Below are 25,975 nucleotides of genomic sequence, written 5' to 3' on the forward strand. Positions count from 1 at the left end.
AACATCTAATGCCAGCATTATCCGTTTAAGTCAAAAAGCTGGATTCAAAGGTTTCAAGGATCTTAAGGTAGCCTTGATTAAGCAACGCTATCACAATAATGATGTTGATTTTAGCTTTCCATTTTCGCCAATCGATGAGCTGGAAAAAATTAATACAGCCATGAACGATTTATATTTAAACAGCATCAATCTACTTCGCGATAAAATTCAAATTACCGAAATTGAGCAGGCGGCAAAGACGATATTACGAGCTAAGCGAATTTTCGTATATGGCATTGGCGATTCTGGTTTAAGTGCTAAAAGCTTCATCAACAAGGTTAACAAGTTGAACCTCTTTCCTATTTTTGTTAAAGAAAATGATGATGAAATATCGATTACCAAGCAAATTAGACATGATGACGTCGCTATTTTTGTTAGCTATGATCAATACACAGAAGAATTCAAAAATGTAATTGATCAAGTGCTTACTTCCGCTTGCGATACGATTTTGATTACTGCTAATCCGAACAGTCGCTTATATCGCGCAGCAACTGTGGCAATTACGATTCCCCAAGCAGAAAAAGAACGTAAGGTTGCAACTTTTTATTCTCAGTTTGCATTCCAATACATTCTAAATCTGATCTTTGCGTTACTTTATAAGAATAAAATTCTAAATTAAAAAAGAAGTCTGCGAGACTTCTTTTTTAATTATTGATCGATGTGACCAAAATTGCCACGTTTCTGATGGTCCTTTGGACGGTTTTTCGCTAACTAGGGGAAGGCCTTTGGCTTTAAATTCCGCAAAAGCTGCATCAATATCGTCAACCGTCAAAGCAAAGTGATTTAAACCCGTTCGCGCATTCCAAGGAACATCACCATTTTGGGCTTCATTTTTAGGAAACATCTCAATAAATTGACCGGAACAAATTTCAAAATAACCATACATAATACGCCCTGGATCTGTTTGCGCAATTTTTTGTTGCTCTGGACGATCAGGACGATTGAGATATTCTTTGTAGCGCACCAATACTAAATTCTTGAAGCCTAGCTTATTTTGATAAAAATCTACCATTTCATCCCAATTGTTTGCCACAATGTTAACGTGCATTAAAGCATTGACTTTCATAAGTTATCTCTATTCTAGTTCAAGTCCAGCATCTGCCACCGCCTGCTGCACTACTTGTATTACTAAATCACTATGATCCAACGCTCTAGTTGCAGCTTGTAGATCATGATGCTCAATCATCTTGCTAAAAGCCATAAACTCTTCATACATCCGGTGGGGATGTTGCTTGCGATCGACTTGGACAGTATGATTTACATGATCAACTACCGTAAAGGAATCCATCACATTAGCTGGTCCATTAACAATGATGGTTTTAGACTCACCTTCAATCAGTGAAGTCACAGGAGCAGCTACATCTTTGGCTACAATCGAAACTGCCTTGAAGTCACCATAATCCAAAATCAAGATCCCTGACGTATCTATTCCACGTTGGATATTGGCTTGATAGCTAACCTTTTTAGGCATCCCATATAAGCCGACCAAGAAATGAATGTTATAGATATTTAGATCCATCAAGGCACCACCACCCTTTTTAGGATCAAATACAGGAAGAACCTCGCCTGCCTTGAAAGCATCGTAGCGGTGAGAATACTGCGAGTAGTTCATCGACACAATCTTAACCGGGCCAATGGTTGCTAATTCAGCTTTTAATGCTTGATAGTTGGTTAAATATTGATTGGTAATCGCCTCTAGTAAAATCAATCCCTTAGTTTCAGCGAGTTGACGTAATTCTTTAAACTCTTGATATTTGACCGTAAATGGCTTTTCACAAATAACATTTTTTCCAGCTTCCAAAGCTTTTTTGGCAAATACATAGTGCAAGAAGTTAGGAACCGCCACATAAACCGTATCGGCGGTGGTTTTGGTCAAAGCTTGGTCGTAATCGGTATAAAGCTCTGTGATGCCATATTCTGCTTGATACGATTGCATTGTCTTTAGGTCTCTTTCAGTTCCAGTAATACCTACTAACTCAAGCTTCTCAACCTCTTTAGCAATTGGTAAAAAATCGCTGACAATAAAACCAGCTCCAGCAATCAATAATTTCATAAGTAATCCTTTCGCTTTCAAACTTTATTGACTTCAGTTGTTAATTCTATTATTGCGAGAATAAGTAAAATAAACTATAGATGTGGTCTCATTTGGCAAGAAGGTTCATATTTTTAGGAAATATGGTACCAAATTCTGAACTTTTAGTTCAATTTCATCTCTGTTAACGTATCAATGATTAATTGATGATCTTGCGTATGTTCTAATCCTGATACTACGAAACAACCTCTGAGTTTACTGTCAACGTAAAGTGGATAGCCACCACCCGTGTGGATAACCTGTGGATTTTTGCTTAATGCCGGAAAATCTGTTTGATGATTGAACACATATAAGGAGGAATGCCCTGTAGCCATCACAATAAATTGTTTGCGGTTTAGCCATTCATCAGTTTTTTTTGCCATTTTCTAAATATTGAAAAACAATGTCCCCATCAAAATAAACTCTGATTCGAACCGGCGTCTTGCCATCGGTTTTGGTAATGATTTTTTGACCAAATTGAAATGCAGTTTTATTATCAAATTTTTAAAAAGTAATAATCTCTTCTTGAGCTAACTTCATTTTTATCACCTCAAGACAGATTATCTGCTTTTAGCCATAAATTGATAGCTTGAAATAGCTTTTAGGTAAAAAAGTTCATTTTTTGCGCAAAAAAATATTGCCGACATCAAATGACATCGACAATATTTATTATTTGCTATGTAACTATTCAGAACTATCTAAGTTAACTATCTAACGTTTGATACTCTGATGTATTGCTTAGCAGGTCTACCAATTCTGAAGTAAGTCTTACCGTTCTTGAATCTGTATGAACCACCATAAGTAGTGATTGATTGACCCTTGTAGAGCTTCCACTTACCGTTGAATGAAGTACGCTTAGTTGAAGTTCTATAAATGTATGCGTTATGAGTCAATCTACGTGGGGTACCAGTAATGTTAGTTACACGAACGTATTGATCCTTACCAACGATCTTGTAGTAAGTCTTACCGCCAATATTAACTACCTTAGGTACGTAGGTAATGGTTTCGTAGGAGTTGTAGACAACGCCAGTTGACTTACCATTGTGATCGTAAGCGATTGATTGGTGCATTACAGGACCAGTAGTACCTTGTTCTGCTTGAGTACCATCAACGAACTTAGTTTCAACATATTCGTTAGCAGTTGCGCTGTTGATACGAGTGTATGATACACCGTTTACAGTGATAGTATCGAAGGTTGAAACTGAAGTACCATTAGCAACAGTTCTACCAGTGTTGCTTACGCTGTTACCATTGAATGAGTAAATTGGAGCAGGTGAACCGTCGGTAGTTTGAACAGTCTTTGGAGCCTTAGCACCTACAGTAAGGTTGAAAGTCAAAGCAGTAGTGTAACCATTAGCGTTCTTAGCAGTTACAGTTACTGGGTATGAACCTGCAACAGCAGTGTTTACCTTAGATGCGTCAACTGATACAGGAAGTTTAACTGTATTGCTATTTGCTGAGAAGACTGCACTGAAGGCTTGTGCAATTGCACTGGTGTTTACGGCGCTACCTACAGGGATGTAATTAAAGCTTGCGTTGCTTGCCAAACTAATAGTTTGAGTGTGGTTGTAGGCAACACCATTGTAAGTAATTACTGGGTTCTTGCTGTAGTCTGCTGGTACATTGTAAGCAGAAACATAAACAGTGATTGAGCCAGTTTGACCATTAGTTGCAGTTACAGTCCAAACCACTTTAAATGGAGCAGCAGGAGCATTAAAGTTTCCATCTTTATCGACAGTAACCTTAGCATCAGCTAATCCTGCCTTAATATCCTTCTTAAGTTCTTCATCTTTTGGATCTGCAACAAGTTTAGCTCCATTAGTACCACCACTAATTGATGGAATGAACAAAGTCTTAAGCTTAGCAGCTAATTTATCAACAGTATTTTCACCAGCACCTAAAGTTACTGACCCATTAGTTACTTGAGTTCCATTGCTTGTAAAATATGGTGTACCAGCTAATCTAGTATCAGGAACAGTAAAAGCTGTTGACACTTCACCAATACTTACACCTGCACTTGTAGCAGTAAACTCCTTACCACCATTATTTACATACTTACTACCTGGGGTTAGGCCATTTACATATACATTAGGTACAACTACAACATAAGTCTTACCCAATTGTAGGGTTGAGACAGCCTTGTCACTTGTTTTATTACCCTTATCATCGGCTGGGAATACTTGAGTAGATCCCCAATATCCTGGTGTACCAAATAATGATGATAAAGTAACGTTTAAAGTAGAAGCTGAAGCTCCATCTTTAATAGACGTCAAATTGTTAACAGAAACACTTACACCTAAATCAATTGCCTTTGCTTCTTGAGAAGGTGTAGTACCTGGCACAACAGTAACAGGTACTGAATCAGCCGCACTAACAACACCAGTAGAAACAACAGCTGGAGCTACTGCCAACAATGCAGCAGCTGCAGCACTTATAATTCTAGAATTTTTTCTCATATAACTTATCCTTTCATCAATAAACAACAGTAAATGCCCAATTTTTACTGTCTATACATTAATTATACCACTTGTACTAACAAAAATCGCAGATATCATAAAAGAATATGCGCTATATCAATGCATTCCAAAATATATAAGTTCTAAGCCTCCCTTCTGTTAGTTTTATCTTATCGTAAATTGTTTAAGAAGACGTTAAGACCACTTTACATTTCCACAATAATTTTTTACAAAAATTTTGCAGACACGAAAAAACCGATGTCTCTCGACACCGGTTAAATTATTGGGTTAGCTGGATTCGAACCAGCGCATGATGGTACCAAAAACCATTGCCTTACCACTTGGCTATAACCCAAAGCTATTGCTGGAGCTTTTACTTGTTGCTCCCCATTGAGCTCTCACTCAACAGTAACTATTGTATGTAAATTTATCTCTAAGGTCAAGTATTTTCTGAAATTATTTTTCAATTTTTTTCAAAACGAATCTTTTTTCTTCAGGATTTACGATTCCCTCAAGTTCAAAGCGTTCGCCATTGTCACTGCTAATCTCGCCAAACTTGATTATTCCCGAAGTCTCATCGTCATGATCATTGATTACTTCAAGATCCTTGTTAGCTTCGCGCATAAATTCGCTCAACATTCTCATCTTTTGCTTGGTCTGTTCAGACTTTTTGACAGCGGCAGCCAAAGTATAGCCCTCGTCAATTTGATCCTTCAAAAAAGCAATTAAAATCACTGTCTGCAAATTATAGCTTCTAACGCCCTTGCTAGTTGACAAAGGTTCGATATATCCCTTTTCTTCCCAGTAGCGAAGTTGGCGCTGAGTGACACCGGTTATTTTACTTACCTCACCAATGCCAATCTCAATATGTTTAAATAAGTCCCTAAATATCTTTTTCGATTGCATTTTATAACCTCTTAATCAATTCAATGACTCTATTTTACAAAATAACTCAAAAAAATCCAACAATAATGTTATATTATATAACTTTAATGTCATATTATTTGACATTGGTGCAAAAACGTCATATAGTTGCTATTGTTACTTCTTTTGATGAAAGGGATGGGAAAATATATGAGTTCTGCACAACCCGTCGATATCCACGGTAACCCATATAAGCGTGGATTATTAGTTCTTGTTCTTATGATTGGATCATTCTGTACGGTACTGAATGGTACGCTGCTAGCTACAGCTTTGCCTTCAATCATGAAATCATTTTCTATTAGTACTGCCACTGCCGAATGGCTTTCAACCGCCTTCTTATTGGTAAACGGCGTAATGATTCCTATTTCAGCTTGGCTAATCAATACTTTCGGTTCACGAAAAATGTATTTGTTGGCTATGACCACTTTCTTTATCGGAACCACCTTGGCAGCAATTGCTCCTAATTTTGGCCTATTATTAACTGGCCGAATTATTCAAGGTCTTGGAGTTGGGATCACTATGCCACTTCTACAAACGATCATGTTAACGATTTTCCCACCAGAAAAACGTGGAGCCGCCATGGGTACAGTAGGAATTGTCGTTGGTTTAGCACCTGCTATCGGACCAACGCTATCCGGTTGGATCGTGGACAACTGGCAATGGCGTGACCTCTTCCGGATGATTGCACCAATCGCTGCTCTCGTAATTATTTTGGCCTTTTTCTTTGTAAAGGATGTTCTACCAACTAAGAAAGAAAAAATCGATTTAGCTTCGATCATTACCTCTACTGTTGGTTTTGGCTCATTGCTTTATGGTTTTTCGGAAGCTGGAAACAAAGGCTGGACTAATCCAACAATTTTAACTTTTATTGCTATTGGGATCGTCTTCATCGCTCTTTTCAGTTACCGGCAACTCCATATGGATGAACCATTCCTTGATTTATCGGTCTTTGAACACTTTGAATTCTCTCTTGCAGCCTTGCTTAGTGGAATTTCTAACCTAGCCATGGTTGGAATTGAAATGGTGCTCCCACTTTATATCCAAAACTTACGTGGCGAATCAGCTTCCCACTCTGGATTAATGCTACTGCCCGGAGCTTTGATGATCGGTATTCTTTCTCCTATCAGTGGTCGTTTATTTGATAAGTACGGCGCACGAATGATGGCCATTACTGGTATGACCTTATTAACCGTGGGTTCGATTCCATTTATGTTCTTAACTGATCAAAGTTCATACTTAATGATTGTAATCTTCTATGCCATCAGAATGACTGGGGTTACTTTCGTAATGATGAACGTTACTACTTCAGGAATGAATGCTCTACCATTAGACAAGATTTCCCATGGTACGGCAGTCAACAACACTTTCAGACAGGTTTTAAGTTCAATCGGTACTGCTATCTTGGTTTCCGTCCTAAGTACTGTAACCAAGGACCAAATGCCAGGAAAGCATCTATTACATACCATGCCACTTGATTACAAGACTAAAGCCATTGACGCCACTTTAGCTGGTTTCCATGCAAGTTTCGGCATCAGTATCGTCTTTGCCTTTATTGCCTTGCTACTTTGTTTCTTCTTGAAGAAAAATACTCCAGTTAGAAAGGAAGAGGTTAGAAAATGATCTTACTAATCTTACTTTTAGCTATCATTGCCTTCGCTTATTTCAATATCATCCCCGGCAAAGGCCATCGCTTCCTTGCCTGGATTAGCTTAGCAGTATTAATTGTTAGCGTTGGCTCCGTCGTGCTTCACGATCGTGACCATTTGGGAATGGAAGTCGAAACTAAGACCCAAACACAACGTCTAGTTTCTAGCGCCAGCCCCCAATTACCTGTTTTACTCTACCAACCACTTGGCAATGGCACTGAGAAAGTCTATCTATACAAGACCAATGCTGAACAAAAGAAGCCTAAGCCAATCAAAGTCGATAAAATGAAGGCTACGGTTACTAAATCGGCAGCTAAGCCGACAGTTACCATCAAAACTGAACGCTATGTCTTCAAGAATTCGACTATGAAAGCTTTATTCAGCGTCTTCAATCACGAAAACGAACTTAAACAGCGCACATACGAATTCAAATTACCAAGGAATTGGCAAGTACTTTCAATCAAACAAGCTAAAGCCTTACAGAAAAAATTATTGCAGCAACAAGCTCTATTGAAACAAAAAGCTGCTCTTGCTAAACAAGCACAAGCAGCTCAACAAAACAAATAATAATAACTTTTCTAAGCATTGATCGCAAATTTGGATCAATGCTTACTTTTTGTCATAACATATAAATATTGAAAAACATACATTTTATGTATTTGCTTATTATTAGTAAGCAGTGTAAACTGTAAAATATATATTTTTAGGGAGGTATATTTCGATGAATCTTCATTCAGATTTTTTATTAAATCAAATTAATGGCCCTAAGGATCTTAAGCAATTATCGCTTGCTCAAATGCAACAACTTGCTCAAGAAATTAGAACCTTAATTCTAGAAAAAGATAGTGCTGAAGGTGGTCACCTTGGTCCCGATCTTGGTATCGTTGAAACCACTATTGCCTACCACTATGTCTTTGATGCACCTAAGGATAAATTAGTTTGGGATATTTCTCACCAAACTTATCCGCACAAGATGTTAACTGGTAGAGCATATGGCTGGCTTGATCCAGATCGCTATGAAGACGTTACTCCATACTCTAACCCTGATGAAAGTCCTTACGACTACTATGCGGTTGGTCATACCTCCACCTCAATTTCACTTGCGACTGGGATGGCCAAAGCTCGTGACCTAATGGGTGGCAAAGAAAACATCATGGCCTTAATCGGTGATGGTGCCTTAACTGGTGGTATGGCATATGAAGGTTTGAATAATGCTGCCATTGAAAAACATAACTTGGTAATCGTAGTTAATGACAACCAAATGTCAATCGCTGAAAATGTCGGTGGTTTAGTTACAGCATTAAAGGAACTTCGCGACACAAATGGCTTAGCTAAAAATAACCCATTCAAGGCGATGGGTTTTGATTATCGTTATGTCAATGATGGTAATGATATCGAAAAGATGATTGCTGCTTTCAAGGATGTAAAAGACGTCGACCATCCAATTGTTTTGCATATCAATACACTCAAGGGTAAAGGCTATAAACCAGCTGAACAAGATGAAGAAGCTCACCACTGGGTAGGGCCATTCGATCTAGCTACTGACAAGCCAAAAACGCCTGCTAGCAATCAACCTTCTCCTGAATCAGTTGTACTTGACGTTTTGAGTCAACGAATTCATCAAGGTGAAAACTTAATGGCGATCACTGCTGCCATCCCTGGAGGCTTTGGTCTAGAAAAATTCAGAGAAGAATTTCCAGATAATTATGTTGACGTGGGAATCGCAGAGCAACAATCTGTGGCCTTCGCTGCTGGCTTTGCCAAAGAAGGTGGTGTGCCAATTTTATTTGAAAGCTCAACTTTCTTACAAAGAGCCTTCGATCAACTTTCCCACGATGTGGCTGCTAATGATCTTCCAGTGGTCATGATTGTTGGTGGCGCTGGCATTTCTGGCACTTCCAAGACTCACTTAGGTATTTTTGATCAAGTGATGATCAGCAATTTACCTAACTGGACCTATCTTGCACCTACTTCACTAGCAGAACTTAGAGCCATGCTAACTTGGGCCATTAAGCAAAAACAACATCCTGTAGCAATTAAGTTGCCAACTAAGCCAGTTCCTGAAACTTCAGCTAACCTAGTAACCGACTACAGTCAAATCAACTACCAAGTTAAAGCTGGCAAGGATGTTGCCGTTATTGGGCTTGGTGACTTCTATGGTCTAGCTCAAGCCGTTGCCAATGAACTAGATGCTACCCTGGTAAATCCGGTTGCAGCTAATGTCCTTGATGAAGCTACACTTAATGACCTAGCAGAAAAGTACCGGGTAATTGTTACGCTCGAAGATAACTCACTTGATGGTGGTTTTGGCCAAAAAGTGGCTGCCTTCTTAGGTAATCGCGATGTTAAAGTCCTTAACTATGGTCAAGCTCGTGAATATACTGATCAAGAACCATTGGCCTCTATTTACCAACGCAGTCATTTGACTAAAGACCAAATCGTAGCTGACGTTAAGGCAATGCTATAATTTTTCCCATCAAAAAAAGCCGATTAATGAGCTCTATTTTTAAGAGCCGACATTAATTGGCTTTTTTATTATTAGGCTAAATTTTCACCGTTTGAGGCAATTACTTGCTTATACCAGTCGAACGAATCCTTCTTCATGCGCTTCAAGCTACCATTGCCTTCATCATCACGATCAACGTAGATAAAGCCGTAGCGCTTCGACATTTGACCAGTACCGGCACTAACTAAGTCAATGCATCCCCAAGTCGTATAGCCGATTAGATCAACTCCATTATCAACAGCTTTACCCATTGCTTCAATATGTTGACGCAAGTAGTCAATGCGATAGTCGTCATGAATCTTGCCGTCTTCCGCAATCTTGTCAACTGCTCCAAGACCATTTTCAACAACCATCATTGGCAATTGATAGCGATCGTTCATGATTTCCAAGTAATATTGCAAACCTGTTGGATCAGTTGCCCAGCCCCATTCTGAGTAGTTTAAGTATGGGTTTCTTGCACCAGCAGCAAAGTTGCCTTCAACTTTATCCGTTACATCATGCGTGGTTACGACATTACTCATGTAGTATGAGAACGTATAAAGATCAACCTTACCTGCGGCTAGATCTGCCAAATCTTGGTCAGTAATGTCAAGTTTGACATTATGTTCTGCCCAAAGTCGCTTAGCGAAGCTTGGGTAAGCCCCCTTACATTGAACGTCCCCACAGTAGTACAAGTTTTGTTCCCAACTGTGACGGTTGGCCAAAATATCCTTAGGATCCGGCGTCAATGGATAGTTAACGATCCCACAAATCATGTTACCGACAACATAGTTAGGATCAATTTCATGCGCAGCCTTAACTGCACGAGCACTCGCAACAAATTGGTAGTGCAACTTTTGGTAGGCATGTTGGTAAACTGCATCATCAGTTACATTATTGCCAAAGAGATTGAGCATCAAGAGTGTACTATTGATTTCGTTAAAAGTTAGCCAGTACTTAACCAAGCCTTGGTATTCTTTGAACAACACTGTAGCATATTTTTCATACAGCTCGATCATCTTACGATCGTTCCAGTCATGGTATTTTTCGCTCAAATATAGCGGATCTTCATAGTGAGAAATCGTTACTAATGGCTCAATCCCGTACTTCTTGCATTCCTCAAAGACCTTACGGTAAAAATCTAATCCCGCTTGATTTGGTTCAGCTTCATCGCCTTTAGGGAAAATTCTTGTCCACGCAATCGACAAGCGGAAGAGCTTAAAGCCCATCTCTGCAAAGAGCTTGATATCCTCCTTATAGTGGTGATAAAAATCAATTGCTACATGGTTAGGATAATATTCATTGGGATCAATTGCGCCAACGGCACCTTCTGGTAACCCTGCTCCTGGAATACCTGGCGTCTTGCGGAATTCACCGTTTAATTTATAAGTTAACATTCTTGGAGCTTTGACACTACCAGCAGTCGTAATATCAGTTACCGATAAGCCCTTGCCATCAACGTCATAGGCACCTTCGATTTGGTTAGCTGCCGTAGCGCCACCCCATAAAAAATTCTTTGGAAATGTCATTGTTATTGTTCTCTTTCTAACTAATCTGTTTTTGAAAACCGTTACACATTTCATTATAAGTATATACTTAATCAAAAATCAAGGATATAATGAAATCGCTGACATTGTTTTTATAGAAAGGAATTTACTATGACTATAAAATTACTTGCTTTTGATATGGATGGTACCTTGCTTAATAGTAAAGGCAAAATACTTACCAGCAGCAAACAGGCTCTTCAAGCTGTGCTTGCCCAAGGAATTAAAGTCGTACTTTGTTCTGGTCGCCCCTTTGCTGGCTTAACTACCTATCTAGATGAACTGGGAATTCATGGCGATGATCAATACGTGATTACGCTGAATGGCGCAATTTCAAGAACTGCTTCAGGAACTGTCATGACTCAAGATTTGGTTGAAAACAAGTATTATCGTCAAATGACAGCTTTTGGAATTGAACATCATGTTCCTTTCAATATCGTCGATGCTAATTCTCGAATCATTACTGCCGACCATGATGTTGACTTCATGGTTTATATTCAAGCACATGAAAATACGGCGCCACTATATATCAGAACGCCTGATGAAATGCCTGATACGCTTCAAATCGCCAAGGGCTGTTTCGTTGGCGATCAAGCTAAACTTGATCAAGTTGAACCATTAGTTCGTGCCAAATTTGGCGATTCGCTTTATGTTGTGCGAGCTGACAAGAATTTCCTTGAATTGCTCAATCCTCATGTAAATAAAGGCAATGGTTTACGCGAATTATACGAGAAACTAAACATTAGCGCCGATGAAGTCATCGCTTTTGGCGATCAAGTAAATGATATTCCAATGTTTGAATTTGCCAAAACTGCTGTCTGCATGGCTAACGGAAGTGACGAAGCCAAGGCTAAAGCTACTTATCTTGCAGATTCCAACGATAACGACGGCATCAGTAAAGCCTTAGCTAAATTACTATAAAACAAAAGGATCCTCGCGGATCCTTTTTTATGCACCTAAAATATGGAAATAGCTCAGGACAATCCCTAAAATCAAGACGAACCAAATCATCTTCGTCGAAGTAACGTTTTTCTTACCCAAAAGCCAATAAACTAAGGCTACCAGGACTACTGGAACCAATGACGGCATAATTTGATTCAAAATATCCTGCATTTTCAGTGTAACTTTGCCGGCATGATAAACAAACGGAACCTTGGCCCGAATCACCGTAGGGATCAAGGCACCAACCACAGTAACTCCGAGTAAAATAGCTGAATCAGTAATCAAATTTAACTTGCCTGAAGCTGAGTCAATTAATTTATTTCCTTGATAGTAGCCCCAATTCAAGAAATTAAATCTCGTAAACAAAACTATTAGGTTAACGATAATCCAGATAAGTGCTCCTAAAGGATTGCCTTTTAGTCCCATATAAGCACCGATTGAACCACAGATGGTAGGAATAATTGCACTAAAAATCGTATCGCCGACGCCGGCTAGCGGTCCCATTAAGCCAGTCTTGATTCCTGCAACCGTATCTTTGGCCTTGCTTCCCTGCTTTTCTTCAATTGCCAGATCCATCCCGATGATAAAGCTACCAACAAAGGCATTAACATTGAAAAATTGTGATTGCATCTGCATCATTTCGACTAATTCGTCATCTTGATACCAGCGTCTTAAAAATGGCAAAACCGTAAAGAAATATCCTGGCGCCATCATTCGTTCGTAGTTCCATGATAATTGGCTAGACCATAGCCAACGCCAATTTGCTCTAAATAAATCTTTTTTGGTCAAACTCTTACTTTCAGTTTTCATATTCGCCCTCGTCGTTTTCGTATTCTTCACTTGTGTCTTCATTAGTAGTTGTTGCAACAACTACTTTTTGATTTTCTCGTTGATAATGCAAAATTGCTAACGCCAAACCCATTAACGCCACTCCAAGCATCGGAATTTTGACATAAGCAGCGGCAATAAAGCCAAGCAATAAATATGAAATAAAGCGCTTGGTTGGCAAATAGCGCAATAATATTGCAATTCCGACTACTGGTAAAATTCCTCCAGAAACTTTAAGACCATTAATCAACCAGCTTGGAACAATTTCCAAAATTGCCTTAACTACCTTATTGCCAACCAAAAGCAAAACTAATACAGGAATAGCACGAGACAAGCCCCATGAAAACAAACCCCAAATTGCATTGCGGGCTGCAGCCTGTGGTTCATTTGCCTTAATAAACCGATCCATCCGATGTTGGAAAATCGTATTCGCAAATCTGGCTAGCACGTCAAGCTGCACCATCAACAAACCTACCGGTACGGCTAAGCCAATTGCAAATTGGACGCCCTTACCAGAAAGCACGGCATAAACTGTTCCGACGATTGCTCCTGTTAAAAAGTCAGGCATCGATGCCCCACCATAAGTGCTTACGCCTAAAACCATCAACTGCAAGGTTGATCCTACTACTAAACCAGTAGTCAAATCGCCCATGATCAGGCCAGAAATCATCCCTATCGATAATGGATTGTTAAACACTACGACCGTTAGTTGATCAAGCGCCATCCAAAACGCTAAGGCTGTCAATAAAATAATTTGCCACCAAGTAATCACGCTTATTACCTCACTTCAATAATTCCAAAAACTCACTTTTTGCTTCTGCAGGCACCATTTGATGATATAAATGACTGCCCTTTTCGGCTAAATACTTAAAATCGGCGATATCTTGAGCGCTTACCGCTACGCTCTTAGCAACTTGTTTCGTCCCTGCCTTCGTTGACATATTGCCCACATTAATTTCAGGTAACAGCACTGCTAGATCTACTAGTTTTCTAAGTACTCCAGGATTTTTTACTAGTAGTAAAACTGTCTGTCCTTCATACTTACCTGAATTTATCCGACGAGCTGCTCCTTTGGTTGTCAAAATACTTAAGTGCACCCCATTAGGGCATGCCGTCTTTAAGGCTGTTTTTTGAATTGGACTTTTAACGATCTCATCATCCACCACCATAATGCGTTGCAATTTCAAGGCATTGGTCCATAGGGTTGCTACTTGTCCATGAATCAATCGTTCATCAATCCGCACATGGCTTAATTGGTGTGGCGTCAACTGTTCATTGCCTGATCTAGTCTCTTCTTTATTAAGACTTGGTTTTGGGGCTTCAACTCCCAGCTCTTGCGCATTGTCATTAGCTTGGGCAATTGCTTCATTCATTGGCGTCCCCATCACTGCTGCCAGCAATAAAGGCAACGATAGACCACTATAAATCTTTACTTCGGGATGCTCGCCCTTAAAACGTAAAGCCGTATTAGCTGGCGTCCCTCCTACTAGATCAACGATTATCGTTGGTAATTCATCAAAGGTAGCTGCGGTTTCCGCAATCTTTTTTAACAAGTCTTCTTGATTCATTGTCTGCCGAAAAGCGATTGCTTTTACGTTGCTGAGTTTACCAGCGATCATTTCGCAACTAGCCAAGGTTGCAATTGCATAGTTACCGTGACTAACTACTAGAAAATTGCTCATCTTTTTATCCCCTTATAATTAATAACTTGCTTCATTATACTCTAATTGGTATATGTGTTAAATAATATTTTTAAACTTATTATTAGCGATAATAGTATTATTGGTATACATCAATTATTAATAACCGCTTACATCATTAATACACGGGCAATAAAAAAACGCAGTTCATCAACTGCGTTCTACGACAAAACTGTTAAATTTTTTCCTGGCCAATCGCTATCGACATATTCTAGCACCTGACCTTCGACAGTCAGCTTAACAAACGATCCATGGTGAAAGCCATGAAACTTGTCATCAATGGCTAGCATTTTCAAATATTGTGTCATGCTATCGCTATGGCCAACGACTAAAATCGTTTCATTGGGTTGCACATCGCGCAAAACCAAATTCATTCCTCGTTCCATCCGATCTTCAACATCCCGATCAGATTCAACTTTAGGTGAAAAAACCAATTTTCTAAGTGGTAGCGACAATTTATGATGCCCTTCAAGCAAACCATAATCCCGAGCCTTTAATTCACTAATCCGCAAGTAATCCAATTCATTGTTAGTAATCAGTTCAAGCGTGCTACTGCTACGCTCCTGGGTTGAGCAATAAGCCCGATCAAAATTAATGCCATTTTCAATAAAATATTCTCTTAATTTTTTTGCCTGTTTGATGCCAATTTTGGTCAATGGAGAATCAGTTACGCCTTGAATTCTCCCCTCTTGATCAAACAGCGTTTGCCCATGGTTAACCAAATATATCGTTGCTACCATTACCAAATAAACTTTCTATTATGCTTTAAAATCTTTATTGTAGGTATCACTCTTAACTACAAAATCAGGTACACTGATGAAGTGCAATGAATAAACATTGCGTACCTTAGAGATACTGAAACCAAAGTAGTTAAAATCACCATCGTGTTTTGAGCCCTGAGTATTAAACAAGTCGCCGGCATGTTCCCATTCGCGATAAAGCTTCGGATTGGTCCGGTATTTTTCGCCACTTCCAACGTAGCCAAAAATCATTTGCTTAAGACCAAAATAAATGTTCTTCTTTAACGTTGTCATTGAAAGCTTGCTTTTGCTCTCTGAAAAGCCGGCCATATCTTCAACGTAATTATCGTCTAAATTTAAGCCGTTTTTCTTGCAAGCACGAACAATTCCGGCAACGTAGTGATTGCCATTTTGAATGCCAAACTTATGCTTGGTATATTCATCGGCAATATCTTGAGCCAAATTCATCGTACCTTCACTTGCTTTCCAAGCCGGTAAATCAAGCTGGTCACGCACTTGATTAATCAAGCGCAAACTGTAGTCAGCTAGTTCCTCTCTTTGAGCTGCAGTCAACTTGTTAGGTTTTACCAGCTTTTTATTGTCTTTAAGACTTTCAGGTAAACTATTACGACTAAAACTGTTGACCTGCATCCCCTTCATTGAGGCCTTGATGAAACTTTTACTTGGCTTGCCCTTGTACGCTTTAAGTAGTGCCTGCTTAGTATAGCCTTTTGGCAATACTAATTTAGCCTTACGGGTTTTATGACTGGCAGCTTGTGCCGTTTCTGGTCTAGCAAAAGTTGTCATACCAATTGGTGCTAACGCCATCATAGCTGCTACTAAAATTAATCGTAAACGTCTTTTCTTCATGTGGGGCCTCGCTTTCTATACTAATTAAATTAATTTTACCATAAAAAAAGACTCGGAAATTTTACCGAGTCTTTAAAAGATTAATACCAACCGTGACTAAGCCAGAAATTCTTGGCAGCTGTCCATGAACCATAGCGAGATTGGACATAATTATCCGCAACTCGTTCTTGGTTAGCAGCAGAATAATCACCATTCAAGTAAGCCGATGATAATTGATACTTACCGATGTATTGACCATTTCTAGCAGTATATGAACCACCAGATTCGCGGTTAGCGATCCAAGCCTTAGCACTTGCTTCTGAGCCAGTAGCTGAACTGGTGTAAGAACTAGTGGTGTTAGTTGTAGCTTGCGTATTTGCTTGAGCATAGCTTTGGCCATTATTGGCAGTAGTATTTTGACTATAGTTGTTGTAGTTTTGGTAACTATTGTAAGTTACTGCAGAATTGTAACTAGTAGTGTCATAAGTTACTACCTTAACCCATTGATTTTTACCTAAGTCGTACCACTTATTTCCTTGTGCATCATAAGCAGTCTTAATTACCTTCCAAGAAGTATTAGGGTCGAGAATTTGACCAGTTGGTTCAGGATTTTGATAATCATTATAAACAACGGTTGATTCATAAACCTTGTAAACTGCAGCATCATTTTCAACAATCGCTGCTTGAACGTCATTAGTATTCAAATTGTCAACAACTGCTACTCCTGCAATCGTCAAAGAAGCAACAGCAATGGTTTTGGTTAAAATAGATCTAAAATTCAAAAATTTTCTCTCCTTTAATCCTAGTCATAATTTTTTTGACAGGATCCATATTACCTGCTTCTTGTTGCAATTGGATAACAGAAGGATCACCGCCATGTTAAGAAAAAATTACCATCTGCAGGATTATGTAAAATCTGTAATAATAAGTGCTATTAACAAAAAATCTTGAAATATCTGCAATCATTGCGAAATAATAGTAATATAATGAAGGTAACATTTCAGAGTAAGGAGAAAAAATATGACTAAATACGTTGTTAAATTAACTGAAGAAGATTTACAAATGATCAAAGACTGCCATTCTAAGAATCCTTCAATCATGAAGGCAATGGCTGAAGCTAAAAAAGAAGACTAGTTTCAAGCTTCATTAAAAGGGGATGCCGATGAGCATCCCCTTTTTGTTTATAGATTTAATTCTAAACCAACACGATCAGGATCAAGCGGATCGTCAACTCGAACGATTCCACGTTTTACAAAGCCCTGGCTCTTAGCTAAAGCTTGCATCGGTTGATTTTTTAAGCCAGTGTCAACACGGAAATTTCTTAGGTTCCGAGCATAGTAGAGACTGATTAGATTGCTAACAAACTTACCAGCTAAATGTTGTCCTTGATACTTATTGCTCATTGCAATGCGGTGAATAGTAGCATAAGGATCCTGGTCATTATTCCAGGCACCAGCAATCTTGTGATAATTAGGATCTGGTCCAACAATCACGGCTGCATAGCCAACTACTTCCTCGCCACACAATAAACAGTAGCCAACCTGAGCCAAGATATCATGTTGGATGGTCGCTTCATTCGGATAGCCACTTTGCCACTGGGTACTGCCAGCTACTTTCAAGAATTCTTTAGCATCCGCAATAATCTTCATAATTGCCGGCAGATCCGACATTTGTGCCAATCTTGTATAAATTGCTGCCATTGAATGTTCCCGCTTTCTTATTTTGCTTGTTTTCTATTATAATAAAAGCAGATTGACCATGCGAGGATTTTCAATGAAACAACAATATTATAAATTTATCAACCAATTCGCCCATTTCTTACGGGCTTTGTTAGTTGCGACAATGGCAATTTTAGGCTTATTGCTATTTATTTTTATTTGTCGCGAACTTTATGTAATTGCTCATCAATTGCTTAATACTTCTATTACTCATAGCAACTCAGAAATTTTGGATGAAATCATCGTCTTCTTCTTGTTCTTCGAGTTTGCTTCAATGATCGTAGCTGCCCTTTATCACCACGGTCATACCAGTATTAATTTCTTGATGGGCCTAGGAGTTACTGCCCTATTGCGTGGCCTGTTAGCAGCTCACGGCGATCTCAATGAGACCATTGGCAACTCAGTAGCAATTTTATTGCTAGTGATCGCCATGGTAGTTTTCAATACCCACTTTAAAGATAAATTGATGTAAAGCAGTCATCTTATTGGTGGCTATTTTTATGCGCTTTTTTGCTTTCAACTATTCAAAAAGTTTAATATAATGGTTATGCAAGCAATTTCACAATTATCAATAAAGTTACAGAAGGGAATTGATGCTCATGACCAATTTAACAAAACCATTAGCTAAATATATTGACCATACTAATCTTAAGCCAAATGCTACTAAAGCTGACATCGAACAGCTATGTGAAGAAGCTAAAACTTACCACTTCGCTTCAGTTTGCGTAAACCCTACTTGGGTTAAATTAGCCAGTGAATTATTGGCCGACAGTGATGTCAATGTCTGCACCGTAATCGGCTTTCCTCTAGGGGCCACTTCAACTTTCAGCAAAGTGCTTGAAGCTAAGCAAGCCATCCTCGATGGGGCTGATGAATTGGATATGGTTCAAAACGTCGGCGAATTATTGTCAGGCAATGAAGAGGCTGTTTATGAAGACGTTAAGGCTGTTGCTGATGCTGTTCATGAAAATGGCAAAGTGCTCAAGGTGATTTTGGAAAACTGCCTGTTGACTAAAGACCAAATCAAGCGCTCTTCTGAACTTGCCATGAAGGCAAAGGCTGATTTTGTAAAAACCTCAACTGGTTTTTCAACTGGTGGCGCTACTCCTGAAGACGTTAAGTTGATGAAGGAAGTAGTCGGCGATCACTTACAAGTCAAAGCTGCTGGTGGCATCCATACTAAAGAAGAAGCTTTGGCAATGATTGAAAATGGTGCTGATCGTATCGGTGCTAGTGCAGGAATTGAAATAGTTAAGGCAGATTAAGATGACTGAATATAAAAAATTTAAACGTGTTTTTGGAATCGTAATGGATTCCATCGGCATTGGTGAAACTCCTGATGCTGCAGATTTTGATGATGCAGGAAGCGATACCCTAGGTCATATCGGTGAAAATTACGATAGTTTGTCATTACCAACTTTTGCAAAATTAGGCTTATCCAATATTAGACCTGAAAATCCAATTAAGCATGTTCCGGTCGCAAATCCAGCAATTGGCTATTTTGGAAAAATGCGCGAGATTTCTGTCGGTAAAGATTCGCTTGATGGTCACTGGGAAATGATGGGCTTACCAGTTTTGGAACCTTTAGGCTTTTTCCCTGAAGGCTTTGACGATGACTTAATCAAAAAAGTTGAAGCATTCTCTGGTCATAAATGCATTGTTAACAAACCTTACTCAGGAACTGACATTATTCATGATTATGGTGAAGTTCAGAAAGAAACTGGTGACTTAATCGTTTATACTTCAGCGGATTCGGTTTTCCAAATTGCCGCTAATGTTGATGTTATTCCGCTTGAAGAACTATATCGCATTTGTGAATATGTTCGTTCCATTACCAATGACAAGCCATATCGGATTGGGCGAATTATTGCTCGTCCATATACTTACGTTGATCCAGATCACTTTACGAGAACGAGCGACCGCCATGATTATACTTTAACGCCAACCAGCGACACAGTACTCGATCGGTTAAAAGCAGCCAACTTCGACGTATTAGGTGTTGGCAAGATCAATGATATTTTCTCTGGTCACGGTATTACTGAAGGCTGGCACACTACTAGCAACATGGATGGAATGGATCGGACAATTGCCCAAGCTGACCGTGATTTTACTGGTTTCTGCTTTACTAACTTGGTTGATTTCGATGCTATGTATGGCCACAGACGTAACTTGCCTGGGGATGCAGAAGCATTAATGGATCTTGATCGCCGTTTGGCAGAACTCTTGCCAAAGTTACATGATGACGACCTTTTGTTCATCACTGCTGACCATGGAAATGATCCAACCTACAAAGGAACCGATCATACTAGAGAATATGTTCCGCTATTGATGTACTCACCTGGATTGCCAGGAAACAAATCACTTGGCGTAAGACAAACTTACAGTGATTTAGGGGCTACGATTTTGGATAACTTCAATTTAGCTAATGGCGAATATGGTACTAGTTTCTTAGATTTATTAAGTTAATAGAAAGGCAAAACAATGACCACACCACACCTTGAAGCTGAGATGGGACAAATTGCCGATACGGTTTTAATGCCTGGCGATCCCCTTAGAGCAAAATTTATTGCAGATAATTTTTTAGAAGATGCAGTTCAATACAATGGCGTTAGAGCCGAATATGGTTTTACCGGTACCTACAAAGGAAAGAAGATTTCGGTTCAATCATCAGGAATGGGCTTAAGCTCTGCAAGTATCTATGCTACCGAATTGTTTAAATTCTATGGCGTTAATAATATTATCCGCGTAGGTACTGCTGGTGCGATTTCAACTGATGTGCATGTTAGAGATTTGGTTTTAGCAGAAGGTTCATGTACTAACACACGCTTTGTCCACAATTTCTTTGATCCTGAAATTGAATTTTCCCCAATTGCAGATTTCAACTTATTGCGGACGGCTGCCGATTTAGCTGACGAAAAAGGTTTTACTTATCATGTTGGTAATACGATCGGCGTTGACCGGTTCTACAACGATCGGATCGATAATGACCGCTTAGCACAATTTGGCATTTTAGCAACGGAAATGGAATTACCAGCTATTTATTCAATTGCTGCTGAATACCATAAACATGCGTTAGGTATCTTAACCATTTCCGATCACATTGTTACGGGTGAATCTACTACTTCTGATGAACGCCAAACTGGTTTCAAGCAAATGATGGAACTAGCCTTAGACACTGCAGTTAAGTTTGCAGGCGAATAATTTTAAGCGCTAAGTAAAAGTTCTTAATGACAAATCCTACTAATAGGTATAAAAAAGCATTACCTGATATTTACAAAAGGTAATGCTTTTTTGGTATGCTCATTAATAAGTTTGCTTTAGTTGCTAGAAATATCTTAGCGTGTTAAGCAATCCAATGTTATTCCTAATGGGTCTTTGTGCTAAATATGACTTTATAATCAAAAGACGGGATATCCCCTGTCTAATGCGGTTCAGCGTCTCTATTTACAACTTTTTTTGCCACACAGAAAATTTAAAATCCACTTTTGTGTGGCAACTATGTAGCTATTTCAATAAATTTCACTATATTTCAAACTATTTCAAGAAACAAAAAAGCCTTCAAAATCAGCTCTCTGCCAACCTTTTGAAGACCTTAGTTAGTACTCTGAGTGCTGATTGGCGGACTTGAACCGCCGACCTTCTCTTTACGAGGGAGATGCTCTACCAACTGAGCTAAATCAGCAACTTGCAACAAGAGAATTATAACAAAATCTCAGCTGCAACGCAATCGATTTCACTACTTTCGCTTACTTATCTTGTAGCGCTAGCAAGAGTCTTTCCGCAACTGCTTTAGTAGAAAATGGATTTTGTCCAGTGATCAATCGTCCATCTTGAATTGCGAAACTAGCATATGCCCGTTTTTTGATAAAATTCGCACCACGTTTTTTAGCTTCAACTTGATTCAAAAAAGGTACTACACGTCGCTTTCCAGCTAAAATTTCCTCGGCTGTGGTAAAACCTGTGACTTTTTTACCTTTAAGTAAGTAATCCCCATCTTTTGCACGCAAATTCAATAAACCAGCAATTCCGTGACATACAGAAGTCACATAGCCACCCTGTTGATAAATTTTCTCTGCAATTTCTGCCAATGCCTGGTTTTGTGGAAAATCCCACATCACACCATGACCACCAACATAATAGATTGCAATGAAGTCTTCTGGCCTTACTTCTTGTGGTGCTAAGGTATGTGCCAATGCGCGATCCTGAAAATCTTTCTTTGCATATAGTACCATACTTTCTTTATCTGCATATTTCATACTACGTGGATCCAGAGGTACAAAGCCCCCCTTGGGACTAACATAGTCAACGTGATAGCCTGCTTCTGTCATTGCAAAAGCAAATTCAGTCGTTTCACCTAACCACAATCCCGTTGCATCCTTAGTATCACCATATGTTGTCTGATTAGTTTCAACAATCAAAATCTTTTTCATTTTAATTATCCCCTTCTTGGAATCAATGCTTGCAATCCCTGCTCTTCAACTGTTTTTAGTAAAATCGGCCATGCGGTACGTGGCTGTTTAATAGGCTTTCCATTAGCAAGACGAGCCATCTGCTGTTCATAATATGCTAACCCAATCAATGAACCAACAGGATGGTCTAACCAAGACCATCCTGTAGAAAAATGGCGTAGTTTTATGGGTTGCATTTGGCCATTGATAAGTTTTTCTGGTAAATCTGGCTGTAAAATTAGTGGTCGAGCTAACCCAATTAAATCTGTATCTCCGTTACTAAGTGCTGCTTCAATTCCTTCTTCAGTTCTAAATCCACCTGTTACTACAATTGGAGTGTTAACAGTCTGCTTAGCCATTCTGGCATATTCAATAAAAGTTGCCCCTTGGCCATTACCCATCATTTTGGGATTCTCATATGAACCACCCGAGATTTCGATTAAATCAATCCCCCTTTTAGCCAATTCCTACATTACTTTTAAAGATTCTTCAGCCGTAAAACCATTTGGGGTAAAATCAGCGGCATTCAATTTAATCGCAACAGTAAAATTACTTTTAGTTCTAGCCCGAATTGCTTCATAAATCTCGATCACAATTCGCATGCGATTAGCTAAACTACCTCCATATTGATCACGTCACCGATTTACGGCAGGTGATAAAAATTGATTTAGTAAATATCCATGAGCGGCATGAATCTCAACTCCAGAAAAGCCGGCAGTCTCTGCTAGCTCTGCTGCTTGAGCGAATTTTTGTACGATCGCTTTAATTTCCACAAGCTCCAATGCTCGAGGCGGATTAAAGACAAAAGTATTCGGACCAGTCATTGCAATCGCACTCGGAGCTACCGGTTTTGAATTCAAAGTTTTAGGAGCTTGACGTCCCGGATGATTCAATTGCAACAAAAAGTGACTGCCGTGATTTTCCACACTTTTTGCCCAGCTTGTCAGCAATTCAATGTTACTATCCTGATCAACAACCACATTACCAAATTCTCCACGAGCAGATCGCTCTACCATCACATTTCCAGAAATAATCAATCCTGTTCCACCTTCTGCCAACTTTCGATACAAGTTAAACAGCGCTATAGTGGGATTACCATTTCGATCACCCATAGTTTCACTTGTTGCTGCCTTTACGATCCGATTTTTCAATCTGAGTCCATTTGTTAATGTAAAATCTTGTGCCACGCTCATATATTTTCACTTCCTTTATTTTCTTTAGTTTAAACTTTTAAACATATTTTTCAAAAAAATTGCTACTCTTCCAAAGCAGCAGTTAATGCTTTTAATTTTTCCACAATTGGTGCTACGTTTGGTGAATAATGTCGTTCAACGCCAACTTGACGCACTTTGATCACTCCTGTCGTCAACATCAGTTTCAAATGATGGGACACTGCTGGTCGTGAAAGTTCTGTTGTCTCCGTTAATTCATTAACCGTCATTTCACCTTTGCAACAGAGTTCAGTCATAAGCTGTTGGCGTTTTTCATCCTGAAAAATTGCAAATGTTGGCATTACTGCATTAAAAGCAGCTAAAGTTTTTTCCTTTTCCATTTTTCGCCTCTTATGTTTAAATGTTTAAACATATTAAATACCATTTAAGATAATTATGCAAGCAAAAAGTTTTTTGCGCTAAAATATTTTTAAAAGAAAGGATTCCAATATGTACTCATCCACACGAATTACTCAAGTTAAAGTACACAATCAATTAATGACTGAACTTTATCCACAAGAAATCAAATATTCAATTGCCAATAGTACAATTTATGGCGCTAATGCAATTTTCCCCCAGGTAGAACTCAGAGCAACTTCAACAACCAAGCAGGAATTGTGGACAAGCTCTACTACTGAGGCAGTAACTCAACTTTATCAAGCTTATCCTCATGCCAAAATTGCTGCCCTTAATTTTGCCGACTATGAACAAACTGCTGGTGGTTATCTCAACGGTGCCTTAGCTCAGGAAGAAGCAGTTTGTTTTGATTCCACGCTCTATCAAGTGCTCAAACATTTTGACAATTATTATGCTTGGAATCGGGAGCATTTAAACAATTACCTTTATCTTGATCGTGCGCTTTATTCGCCTAAGATTATTTTTCACCAAAATTCATACCTTGCCACTGCTGATGTCATCACCTGTGCTGCGCCCTTTTATCGGAAAAGCAGTCAACTTGGCATTGATTATGACGATGCACTTTTAGCAATTGCACAAAGAATGGCTTTTGTTAAAGAACTAGCTGAAACTGAAAAAGTGGATTATCTTGTTCTAGGAGCCTGGGGTGCCGGAGTATTTGGCTTTCATTCCCTTGATGTGGCCAAATTGTGGAAAACTACTTTTAACAAAAATTCAACCATAAAAAAAGTTATCTATGCTGTTATTCCTAGCAGAAATAATCAAGCAGTCGATAACTTTCGTAAAATTTTTAGTTAGTATGCCAGTCTAGACACAAACCCTGACGATGCAATTCTTCAGAAATCTGATCACGATCAGTCTCATGCAGATTAAGCTTGGCACCGGTAATTTGCTTAGTGAAGGAGTCAATTCTCCGGTTCGCATCGCGCAAATCGTAGTAGGTCGTTACCACTTCATCGTAGTCTTTTAAGTTTTCCACCTTAAAATCACGGGGATATTCATCTTCAAAACAAGTGAATTCTAGTGGAAGCCGTGGCTTCAATTGTGGCTCCTGATCTGGAATCCCAACCTGCATCCCTAATACTGGGAAAGTCAATTCAGGCAGATCTAACACTTCTAGCATCTTTAACGGATGATCATTAACCGTGCCTAAAGGAACGTAACCTAAACCCATGCTTTCCACTGCATTGGCAACATTTTGCACTGCCAATAGCGTATCTTCCATCGCTTGGAAGAAGATATCCGTTGTATGAACACGTCCATCATCTTGGCCAAGCTGTTTACGAATTTGCTGATTACGATACAAGTCAACTACAAAAATAAACAAGTCACCTTCAGCTCCAACATACTTCTGATTGCATAGCTCACGAATTTTTGCTCGCTTAGCTTCATCAGTAATGTGAAGTAACGTTGCATTTTGCATAAACATGCTAGTTGCAGTATGTTGAAAAACTGAGTAAAGCGTCTGCAATTGTTCTTGTGATAAAGTCGTAGGTTTAAACTTTCTAATAGAACGGTGATCTAATTGATGGTCAATCGTAGTATTATGGATCATAAATTTGCATCTCATTATTTTTAATAAGTACATTTTAACATATTTACGACCATTATTATGTTAAAATTGAGCTATTGACTAGGAAATAATGTTCGAAGAGGGAAAATAATGAAAATTTTAGTTATTGGTGGAGCTGGTTACATCGGCTCCCACGCTGTAAAAAAACTAGTTAGTGACGGCAACGAGGTCGTAGTGCTTGATTCACTCTACACTGGTCACCGCAAAGCGGTTGCTAGCGAAGCCAAGTTTTATCAAGGAGACTTGAACGATACTTTCTTGGTATCCAAGATCTTGCGTGATGAACGAATCGAGGCTGTAATGTACTTTGCTGCCTACTCTTTGGTGCCGGAATCGGTGAAGAAGCCATTGAAGTACTACGAAAACAACGTTTCGGGGATGATC

30 protein-coding genes and 2 tRNA genes are annotated in these 25,975 nt (G+C 39.1%); 11 read left to right on the forward strand and 21 right to left on the reverse strand.

Annotated features, from left to right (window positions below):
• On the forward strand, positions 1 to 658 hold a 658-nt coding region (locus BN52_RS06570; RefSeq protein WP_040473453.1), incomplete at its 5' end, for a MurR/RpiR family transcriptional regulator.
• On the opposite strand, the gene BN52_RS06575 is transcribed toward BN52_RS06570, so the two are convergent.
• The 6 genes from BN52_RS06575 to BN52_RS06600 all read right to left on the reverse strand — a co-directional run bounded on the left by BN52_RS06575 (position 650) and on the right by BN52_RS06600 (position 5,472).
• Positions 650 to 1,105, reverse strand: coding sequence for a VOC family protein (locus BN52_RS06575; RefSeq protein ID WP_053216537.1), 456 nt, complete (start codon positions 1,103 to 1,105; stop codon positions 650 to 652). The genes BN52_RS06570 and BN52_RS06575 overlap by 9 nt on opposite strands.
• A 9-nt stretch (positions 1,106 to 1,114) precedes the next feature.
• Complete coding sequence (locus BN52_RS06580; RefSeq protein ID WP_008473618.1) at positions 1,115 to 2,092, reverse strand: Gfo/Idh/MocA family protein; 978 nt, start codon at positions 2,090 to 2,092, stop codon at positions 1,115 to 1,117.
• A 143-nt stretch (positions 2,093 to 2,235) separates the two neighbouring features.
• On the reverse strand, positions 2,236 to 2,493 hold the full coding sequence (locus BN52_RS06585; RefSeq protein ID WP_008473619.1) for a heme-binding protein: 258 nt from the start codon (positions 2,491 to 2,493) through the stop codon (positions 2,236 to 2,238).
• A gap of 324 nt (positions 2,494 to 2,817) precedes the next feature.
• Positions 2,818 to 4,566, reverse strand: a complete 1,749-nt coding sequence (locus tag BN52_RS06590) for an SLAP domain-containing protein (RefSeq protein WP_008473620.1) — start codon at positions 4,564 to 4,566, stop codon at positions 2,818 to 2,820.
• 283 nt (positions 4,567 to 4,849) lie between these two features.
• Positions 4,850 to 4,921: transfer RNA gene (locus BN52_RS06595), tRNA-Gln, on the reverse strand.
• Positions 4,922 to 5,022: 101 nt separating this feature from the next.
• Positions 5,023 to 5,472 carry a MerR family transcriptional regulator gene (locus tag BN52_RS06600; protein ID WP_008473621.1) on the reverse strand — a complete coding sequence of 150 codons (450 nt, stop codon included), beginning with the start codon at positions 5,470 to 5,472 and terminating at the stop codon, positions 5,023 to 5,025.
• 168 nt (positions 5,473 to 5,640) lie between these two features.
• Here BN52_RS06600 and BN52_RS06605 point away from each other — a divergent pair, with 168 nt between their 5' ends.
• The 3 genes from BN52_RS06605 (at position 5,641) to BN52_RS06615 (ending at position 9,603) form a co-directional block, all read left to right on the forward strand.
• Positions 5,641 to 7,110, forward strand: a complete 1,470-nt coding sequence (locus BN52_RS06605; protein ID WP_008473622.1) for an MDR family MFS transporter — start codon at positions 5,641 to 5,643, stop codon at positions 7,108 to 7,110.
• Positions 7,107 to 7,703, forward strand: coding sequence for a DUF4811 domain-containing protein (locus BN52_RS06610; RefSeq protein WP_008473624.1), 597 nt, complete (start codon positions 7,107 to 7,109; stop codon positions 7,701 to 7,703). The genes BN52_RS06605 and BN52_RS06610 overlap by 4 nt, the downstream gene beginning before the upstream one ends.
• Before the next feature lie 154 nt (positions 7,704 to 7,857).
• Entirely contained in the window at positions 7,858 to 9,603 is a 1,746-nt protein-coding gene (locus BN52_RS06615) for a 1-deoxy-D-xylulose-5-phosphate synthase (RefSeq protein ID WP_008473625.1), read from the forward strand.
• 71 nt (positions 9,604 to 9,674) lie between these two features.
• On the opposite strand, the gene BN52_RS06620 is transcribed toward BN52_RS06615, so the two are convergent.
• Positions 9,675 to 11,150, reverse strand: a complete 1,476-nt coding sequence (locus BN52_RS06620) for a glycoside hydrolase family 1 protein (RefSeq protein WP_008473626.1) — start codon at positions 11,148 to 11,150, stop codon at positions 9,675 to 9,677.
• A 129-nt stretch (positions 11,151 to 11,279) separates the two neighbouring features.
• Between BN52_RS06620 and BN52_RS06625 the strand changes: the two genes are divergently transcribed.
• Positions 11,280 to 12,086 carry a Cof-type HAD-IIB family hydrolase gene (locus BN52_RS06625; protein ID WP_008473627.1) on the forward strand — a complete coding sequence of 269 codons (807 nt, stop codon included), beginning with the start codon at positions 11,280 to 11,282 and terminating at the stop codon, positions 12,084 to 12,086.
• A gap of 27 nt (positions 12,087 to 12,113) precedes the next feature.
• Here the strand turns inward: BN52_RS06625 and BN52_RS06630 are convergent, their stop codons facing one another.
• From BN52_RS06630 to BN52_RS06660, 7 genes are all read right to left on the reverse strand, one after another.
• Positions 12,114 to 12,917, reverse strand: coding sequence for a PTS system mannose/fructose/sorbose family transporter subunit IID (locus tag BN52_RS06630; RefSeq protein WP_040473454.1), 804 nt, complete (start codon positions 12,915 to 12,917; stop codon positions 12,114 to 12,116).
• Positions 12,907 to 13,707, reverse strand: a complete 801-nt coding sequence (locus BN52_RS06635; protein ID WP_008473629.1) for a PTS mannose/fructose/sorbose/N-acetylgalactosamine transporter subunit IIC — start codon at positions 13,705 to 13,707, stop codon at positions 12,907 to 12,909. The genes BN52_RS06630 and BN52_RS06635 overlap by 11 nt, the downstream gene beginning before the upstream one ends.
• 10 nt (positions 13,708 to 13,717) lie before the next feature.
• A complete protein-coding gene (locus tag BN52_RS09880; RefSeq protein ID WP_008473631.1) occupies positions 13,718 to 14,617 on the reverse strand; it encodes a PTS sugar transporter subunit IIAB in 900 nt (299 codons plus the stop codon).
• Positions 14,618 to 14,796: 179 nt separating this feature from the next.
• Complete coding sequence (locus tag BN52_RS06645; protein ID WP_008473632.1) at positions 14,797 to 15,375, reverse strand: phosphoglycerate mutase family protein; 579 nt, start codon at positions 15,373 to 15,375, stop codon at positions 14,797 to 14,799.
• An 18-nt stretch (positions 15,376 to 15,393) separates the two neighbouring features.
• Positions 15,394 to 16,245: an SEC10/PgrA surface exclusion domain-containing protein gene (locus tag BN52_RS06650; RefSeq protein ID WP_008473633.1), complete on the reverse strand. Its 852-nt coding sequence runs from the start codon at positions 16,243 to 16,245 to the stop codon at positions 15,394 to 15,396.
• Positions 16,246 to 16,325: 80 nt separating this feature from the next.
• Positions 16,326 to 17,006 (reverse strand): aggregation-promoting factor, encoded by a 681-nt coding sequence (gene apf, locus BN52_RS06655; RefSeq protein ID WP_008473634.1) that lies wholly within the window; start codon positions 17,004 to 17,006, stop codon positions 16,326 to 16,328.
• 399 nt (positions 17,007 to 17,405) lie between these two features.
• On the reverse strand, positions 17,406 to 17,924 hold the full coding sequence (locus tag BN52_RS06660; RefSeq protein ID WP_008473636.1) for a GNAT family N-acetyltransferase: 519 nt from the start codon (positions 17,922 to 17,924) through the stop codon (positions 17,406 to 17,408).
• A 73-nt stretch (positions 17,925 to 17,997) separates the two neighbouring features.
• Between BN52_RS06660 and psiE the strand changes: the two genes are divergently transcribed.
• The 4 genes from psiE (at position 17,998) to deoD (ending at position 21,143) form a co-directional block, all read left to right on the forward strand.
• Entirely contained in the window at positions 17,998 to 18,414 is a 417-nt protein-coding gene (gene psiE / locus BN52_RS06665; protein WP_008473637.1) for a phosphate-starvation-inducible protein PsiE, read from the forward strand.
• Positions 18,415 to 18,541: 127 nt separating this feature from the next.
• The gene (gene deoC / locus BN52_RS06670; protein ID WP_040473459.1) at positions 18,542 to 19,207 is read left to right on the forward strand and encodes a deoxyribose-phosphate aldolase; all 666 of its coding nucleotides are present in this window, start codon (positions 18,542 to 18,544) and stop codon (positions 19,205 to 19,207) included.
• Between the two features lies 1 nt (position 19,208).
• Positions 19,209 to 20,408, forward strand: a complete 1,200-nt coding sequence (locus BN52_RS06675) for a phosphopentomutase (protein WP_008473639.1) — start codon at positions 19,209 to 19,211, stop codon at positions 20,406 to 20,408.
• Positions 20,409 to 20,423: 15 nt separating this feature from the next.
• On the forward strand, positions 20,424 to 21,143 hold the full coding sequence (deoD, locus tag BN52_RS06680; protein WP_008473641.1) for a purine-nucleoside phosphorylase: 720 nt from the start codon (positions 20,424 to 20,426) through the stop codon (positions 21,141 to 21,143).
• 408 nt (positions 21,144 to 21,551) lie between these two features.
• On the opposite strand, the gene BN52_RS06685 is transcribed toward deoD, so the two are convergent.
• From BN52_RS06685 to BN52_RS06700, 6 genes are all read right to left on the reverse strand, one after another.
• Positions 21,552 to 21,624: transfer RNA gene (locus tag BN52_RS06685), tRNA-Thr, on the reverse strand.
• A 64-nt stretch (positions 21,625 to 21,688) separates the two neighbouring features.
• A complete protein-coding gene (locus BN52_RS06690; RefSeq protein WP_008473643.1) occupies positions 21,689 to 22,372 on the reverse strand; it encodes a type 1 glutamine amidotransferase domain-containing protein in 684 nt (227 codons plus the stop codon).
• A gap of 5 nt (positions 22,373 to 22,377) precedes the next feature.
• A complete protein-coding gene (locus BN52_RS10585; RefSeq protein ID WP_008473644.1) occupies positions 22,378 to 22,854 on the reverse strand; it encodes an oxidoreductase in 477 nt (158 codons plus the stop codon).
• Positions 22,855 to 22,857: 3 nt separating this feature from the next.
• On the reverse strand, positions 22,858 to 22,992 hold the full coding sequence (locus BN52_RS10590; protein ID WP_008473645.1) for a Protein of unknown function: 135 nt from the start codon (positions 22,990 to 22,992) through the stop codon (positions 22,858 to 22,860).
• A 33-nt stretch (positions 22,993 to 23,025) separates the two neighbouring features.
• Positions 23,026 to 23,583, reverse strand: coding sequence for an oxidoreductase (locus BN52_RS10595; RefSeq protein WP_008473646.1), 558 nt, complete (start codon positions 23,581 to 23,583; stop codon positions 23,026 to 23,028).
• 62 nt (positions 23,584 to 23,645) lie between these two features.
• The gene (locus BN52_RS06700) at positions 23,646 to 23,942 is read right to left on the reverse strand and encodes an ArsR/SmtB family transcription factor (protein ID WP_008473649.1); all 297 of its coding nucleotides are present in this window, start codon (positions 23,940 to 23,942) and stop codon (positions 23,646 to 23,648) included.
• A gap of 109 nt (positions 23,943 to 24,051) precedes the next feature.
• On the opposite strand from BN52_RS06700, the gene BN52_RS06705 reads away from it, so the two are divergent.
• Entirely contained in the window at positions 24,052 to 24,816 is a 765-nt protein-coding gene (locus BN52_RS06705; protein WP_008473650.1) for a TIGR02452 family protein, read from the forward strand.
• Here the strand turns inward: BN52_RS06705 and BN52_RS06710 are convergent.
• Positions 24,809 to 25,573 (reverse strand): NADPH-dependent oxidoreductase, encoded by a 765-nt coding sequence (locus tag BN52_RS06710; RefSeq protein ID WP_008473651.1) that lies wholly within the window; start codon positions 25,571 to 25,573, stop codon positions 24,809 to 24,811. The two genes, BN52_RS06705 and BN52_RS06710, sit on opposite strands and share 8 nt — an antisense overlap.
• 108 nt (positions 25,574 to 25,681) lie before the next feature.
• Here BN52_RS06710 and BN52_RS06715 point away from each other — a divergent pair.
• Positions 25,682 to 25,975 (forward strand): NAD-dependent epimerase/dehydratase family protein (locus BN52_RS06715; RefSeq protein ID WP_040473455.1); only part of this gene is annotated, 294 nt, incomplete at its 3' end.

Source organism: Lactobacillus gigeriorum DSM 23908 = CRBIP 24.85 (genome assembly GCF_000296855.1).
Classification (GTDB): Bacteria; Bacillota; Bacilli; order Lactobacillales; family Lactobacillaceae; genus Lactobacillus; species Lactobacillus gigeriorum.

Bases quoted from the DNA above. Each gene is read 5' to 3' on its own strand.
- BN52_RS06575 (WP_053216537.1), bottom strand. From the start codon at position 1,105: ATGAAAGTCAATGCTTTAATGCACGTTAACATTGTGGCAAACAATTGG.
- BN52_RS06580 (WP_008473618.1), bottom strand. From the start codon at position 2,092: ATGAAATTATTGATTGCTGGAGCTGGTTTTATTGTCAGCGATTTTTTA.
- BN52_RS06585 (WP_008473619.1), bottom strand. From the start codon at position 2,493: ATGGCAAAAAAAACTGATGAATGGCTAAACCGCAAACAATTTATTGTG.
- BN52_RS06590 (WP_008473620.1), bottom strand. From the start codon at position 4,566: ATGAGAAAAAATTCTAGAATTATAAGTGCTGCAGCTGCTGCATTGTTG.
- BN52_RS06600 (WP_008473621.1), bottom strand. From the start codon at position 5,472: ATGCAATCGAAAAAGATATTTAGGGACTTATTTAAACATATTGAGATT.
- BN52_RS06605 (WP_008473622.1), top strand. From the start codon at position 5,641: ATGAGTTCTGCACAACCCGTCGATATCCACGGTAACCCATATAAGCGT.
- BN52_RS06610 (WP_008473624.1), top strand. From the start codon at position 7,107: ATGATCTTACTAATCTTACTTTTAGCTATCATTGCCTTCGCTTATTTC.
- BN52_RS06615 (WP_008473625.1), top strand. From the start codon at position 7,858: ATGAATCTTCATTCAGATTTTTTATTAAATCAAATTAATGGCCCTAAG.
- BN52_RS06620 (WP_008473626.1), bottom strand. From the start codon at position 11,150: ATGACATTTCCAAAGAATTTTTTATGGGGTGGCGCTACGGCAGCTAAC.
- BN52_RS06625 (WP_008473627.1), top strand. From the start codon at position 11,280: ATGACTATAAAATTACTTGCTTTTGATATGGATGGTACCTTGCTTAAT.
- BN52_RS06630 (WP_040473454.1), bottom strand. From the start codon at position 12,917: ATGAAAACTGAAAGTAAGAGTTTGACCAAAAAAGATTTATTTAGAGCA.
- BN52_RS09880 (WP_008473631.1), bottom strand. From the start codon at position 14,617: ATGAGCAATTTTCTAGTAGTTAGTCACGGTAACTATGCAATTGCAACC.
- BN52_RS06645 (WP_008473632.1), bottom strand. From the start codon at position 15,375: ATGGTAGCAACGATATATTTGGTTAACCATGGGCAAACGCTGTTTGAT.
- BN52_RS06650 (WP_008473633.1), bottom strand. From the start codon at position 16,245: ATGAAGAAAAGACGTTTACGATTAATTTTAGTAGCAGCTATGATGGCG.
- BN52_RS06660 (WP_008473636.1), bottom strand. From the start codon at position 17,924: ATGGCAGCAATTTATACAAGATTGGCACAAATGTCGGATCTGCCGGCA.
- psiE (WP_008473637.1), top strand. From the start codon at position 17,998: ATGAAACAACAATATTATAAATTTATCAACCAATTCGCCCATTTCTTA.
- deoC (WP_040473459.1), top strand. From the start codon at position 18,542: ATGACCAATTTAACAAAACCATTAGCTAAATATATTGACCATACTAAT.
- BN52_RS06675 (WP_008473639.1), top strand. From the start codon at position 19,209: ATGACTGAATATAAAAAATTTAAACGTGTTTTTGGAATCGTAATGGAT.
- deoD (WP_008473641.1), top strand. From the start codon at position 20,424: ATGACCACACCACACCTTGAAGCTGAGATGGGACAAATTGCCGATACG.
- BN52_RS06690 (WP_008473643.1), bottom strand. From the start codon at position 22,372: ATGAAAAAGATTTTGATTGTTGAAACTAATCAGACAACATATGGTGAT.
- BN52_RS10590 (WP_008473645.1), bottom strand. From the start codon at position 22,992: ATGCGAATTGTGATCGAGATTTATGAAGCAATTCGGGCTAGAACTAAA.
- BN52_RS10595 (WP_008473646.1), bottom strand. From the start codon at position 23,583: ATGAGCGTGGCACAAGATTTTACATTAACAAATGGACTCAGATTGAAA.
- BN52_RS06700 (WP_008473649.1), bottom strand. From the start codon at position 23,942: ATGGAAAAGGAAAAAACTTTAGCTGCTTTTAATGCAGTAATGCCAACA.
- BN52_RS06705 (WP_008473650.1), top strand. From the start codon at position 24,052: ATGTACTCATCCACACGAATTACTCAAGTTAAAGTACACAATCAATTA.
- BN52_RS06710 (WP_008473651.1), bottom strand. From the start codon at position 25,573: ATGATCCATAATACTACGATTGACCATCAATTAGATCACCGTTCTATT.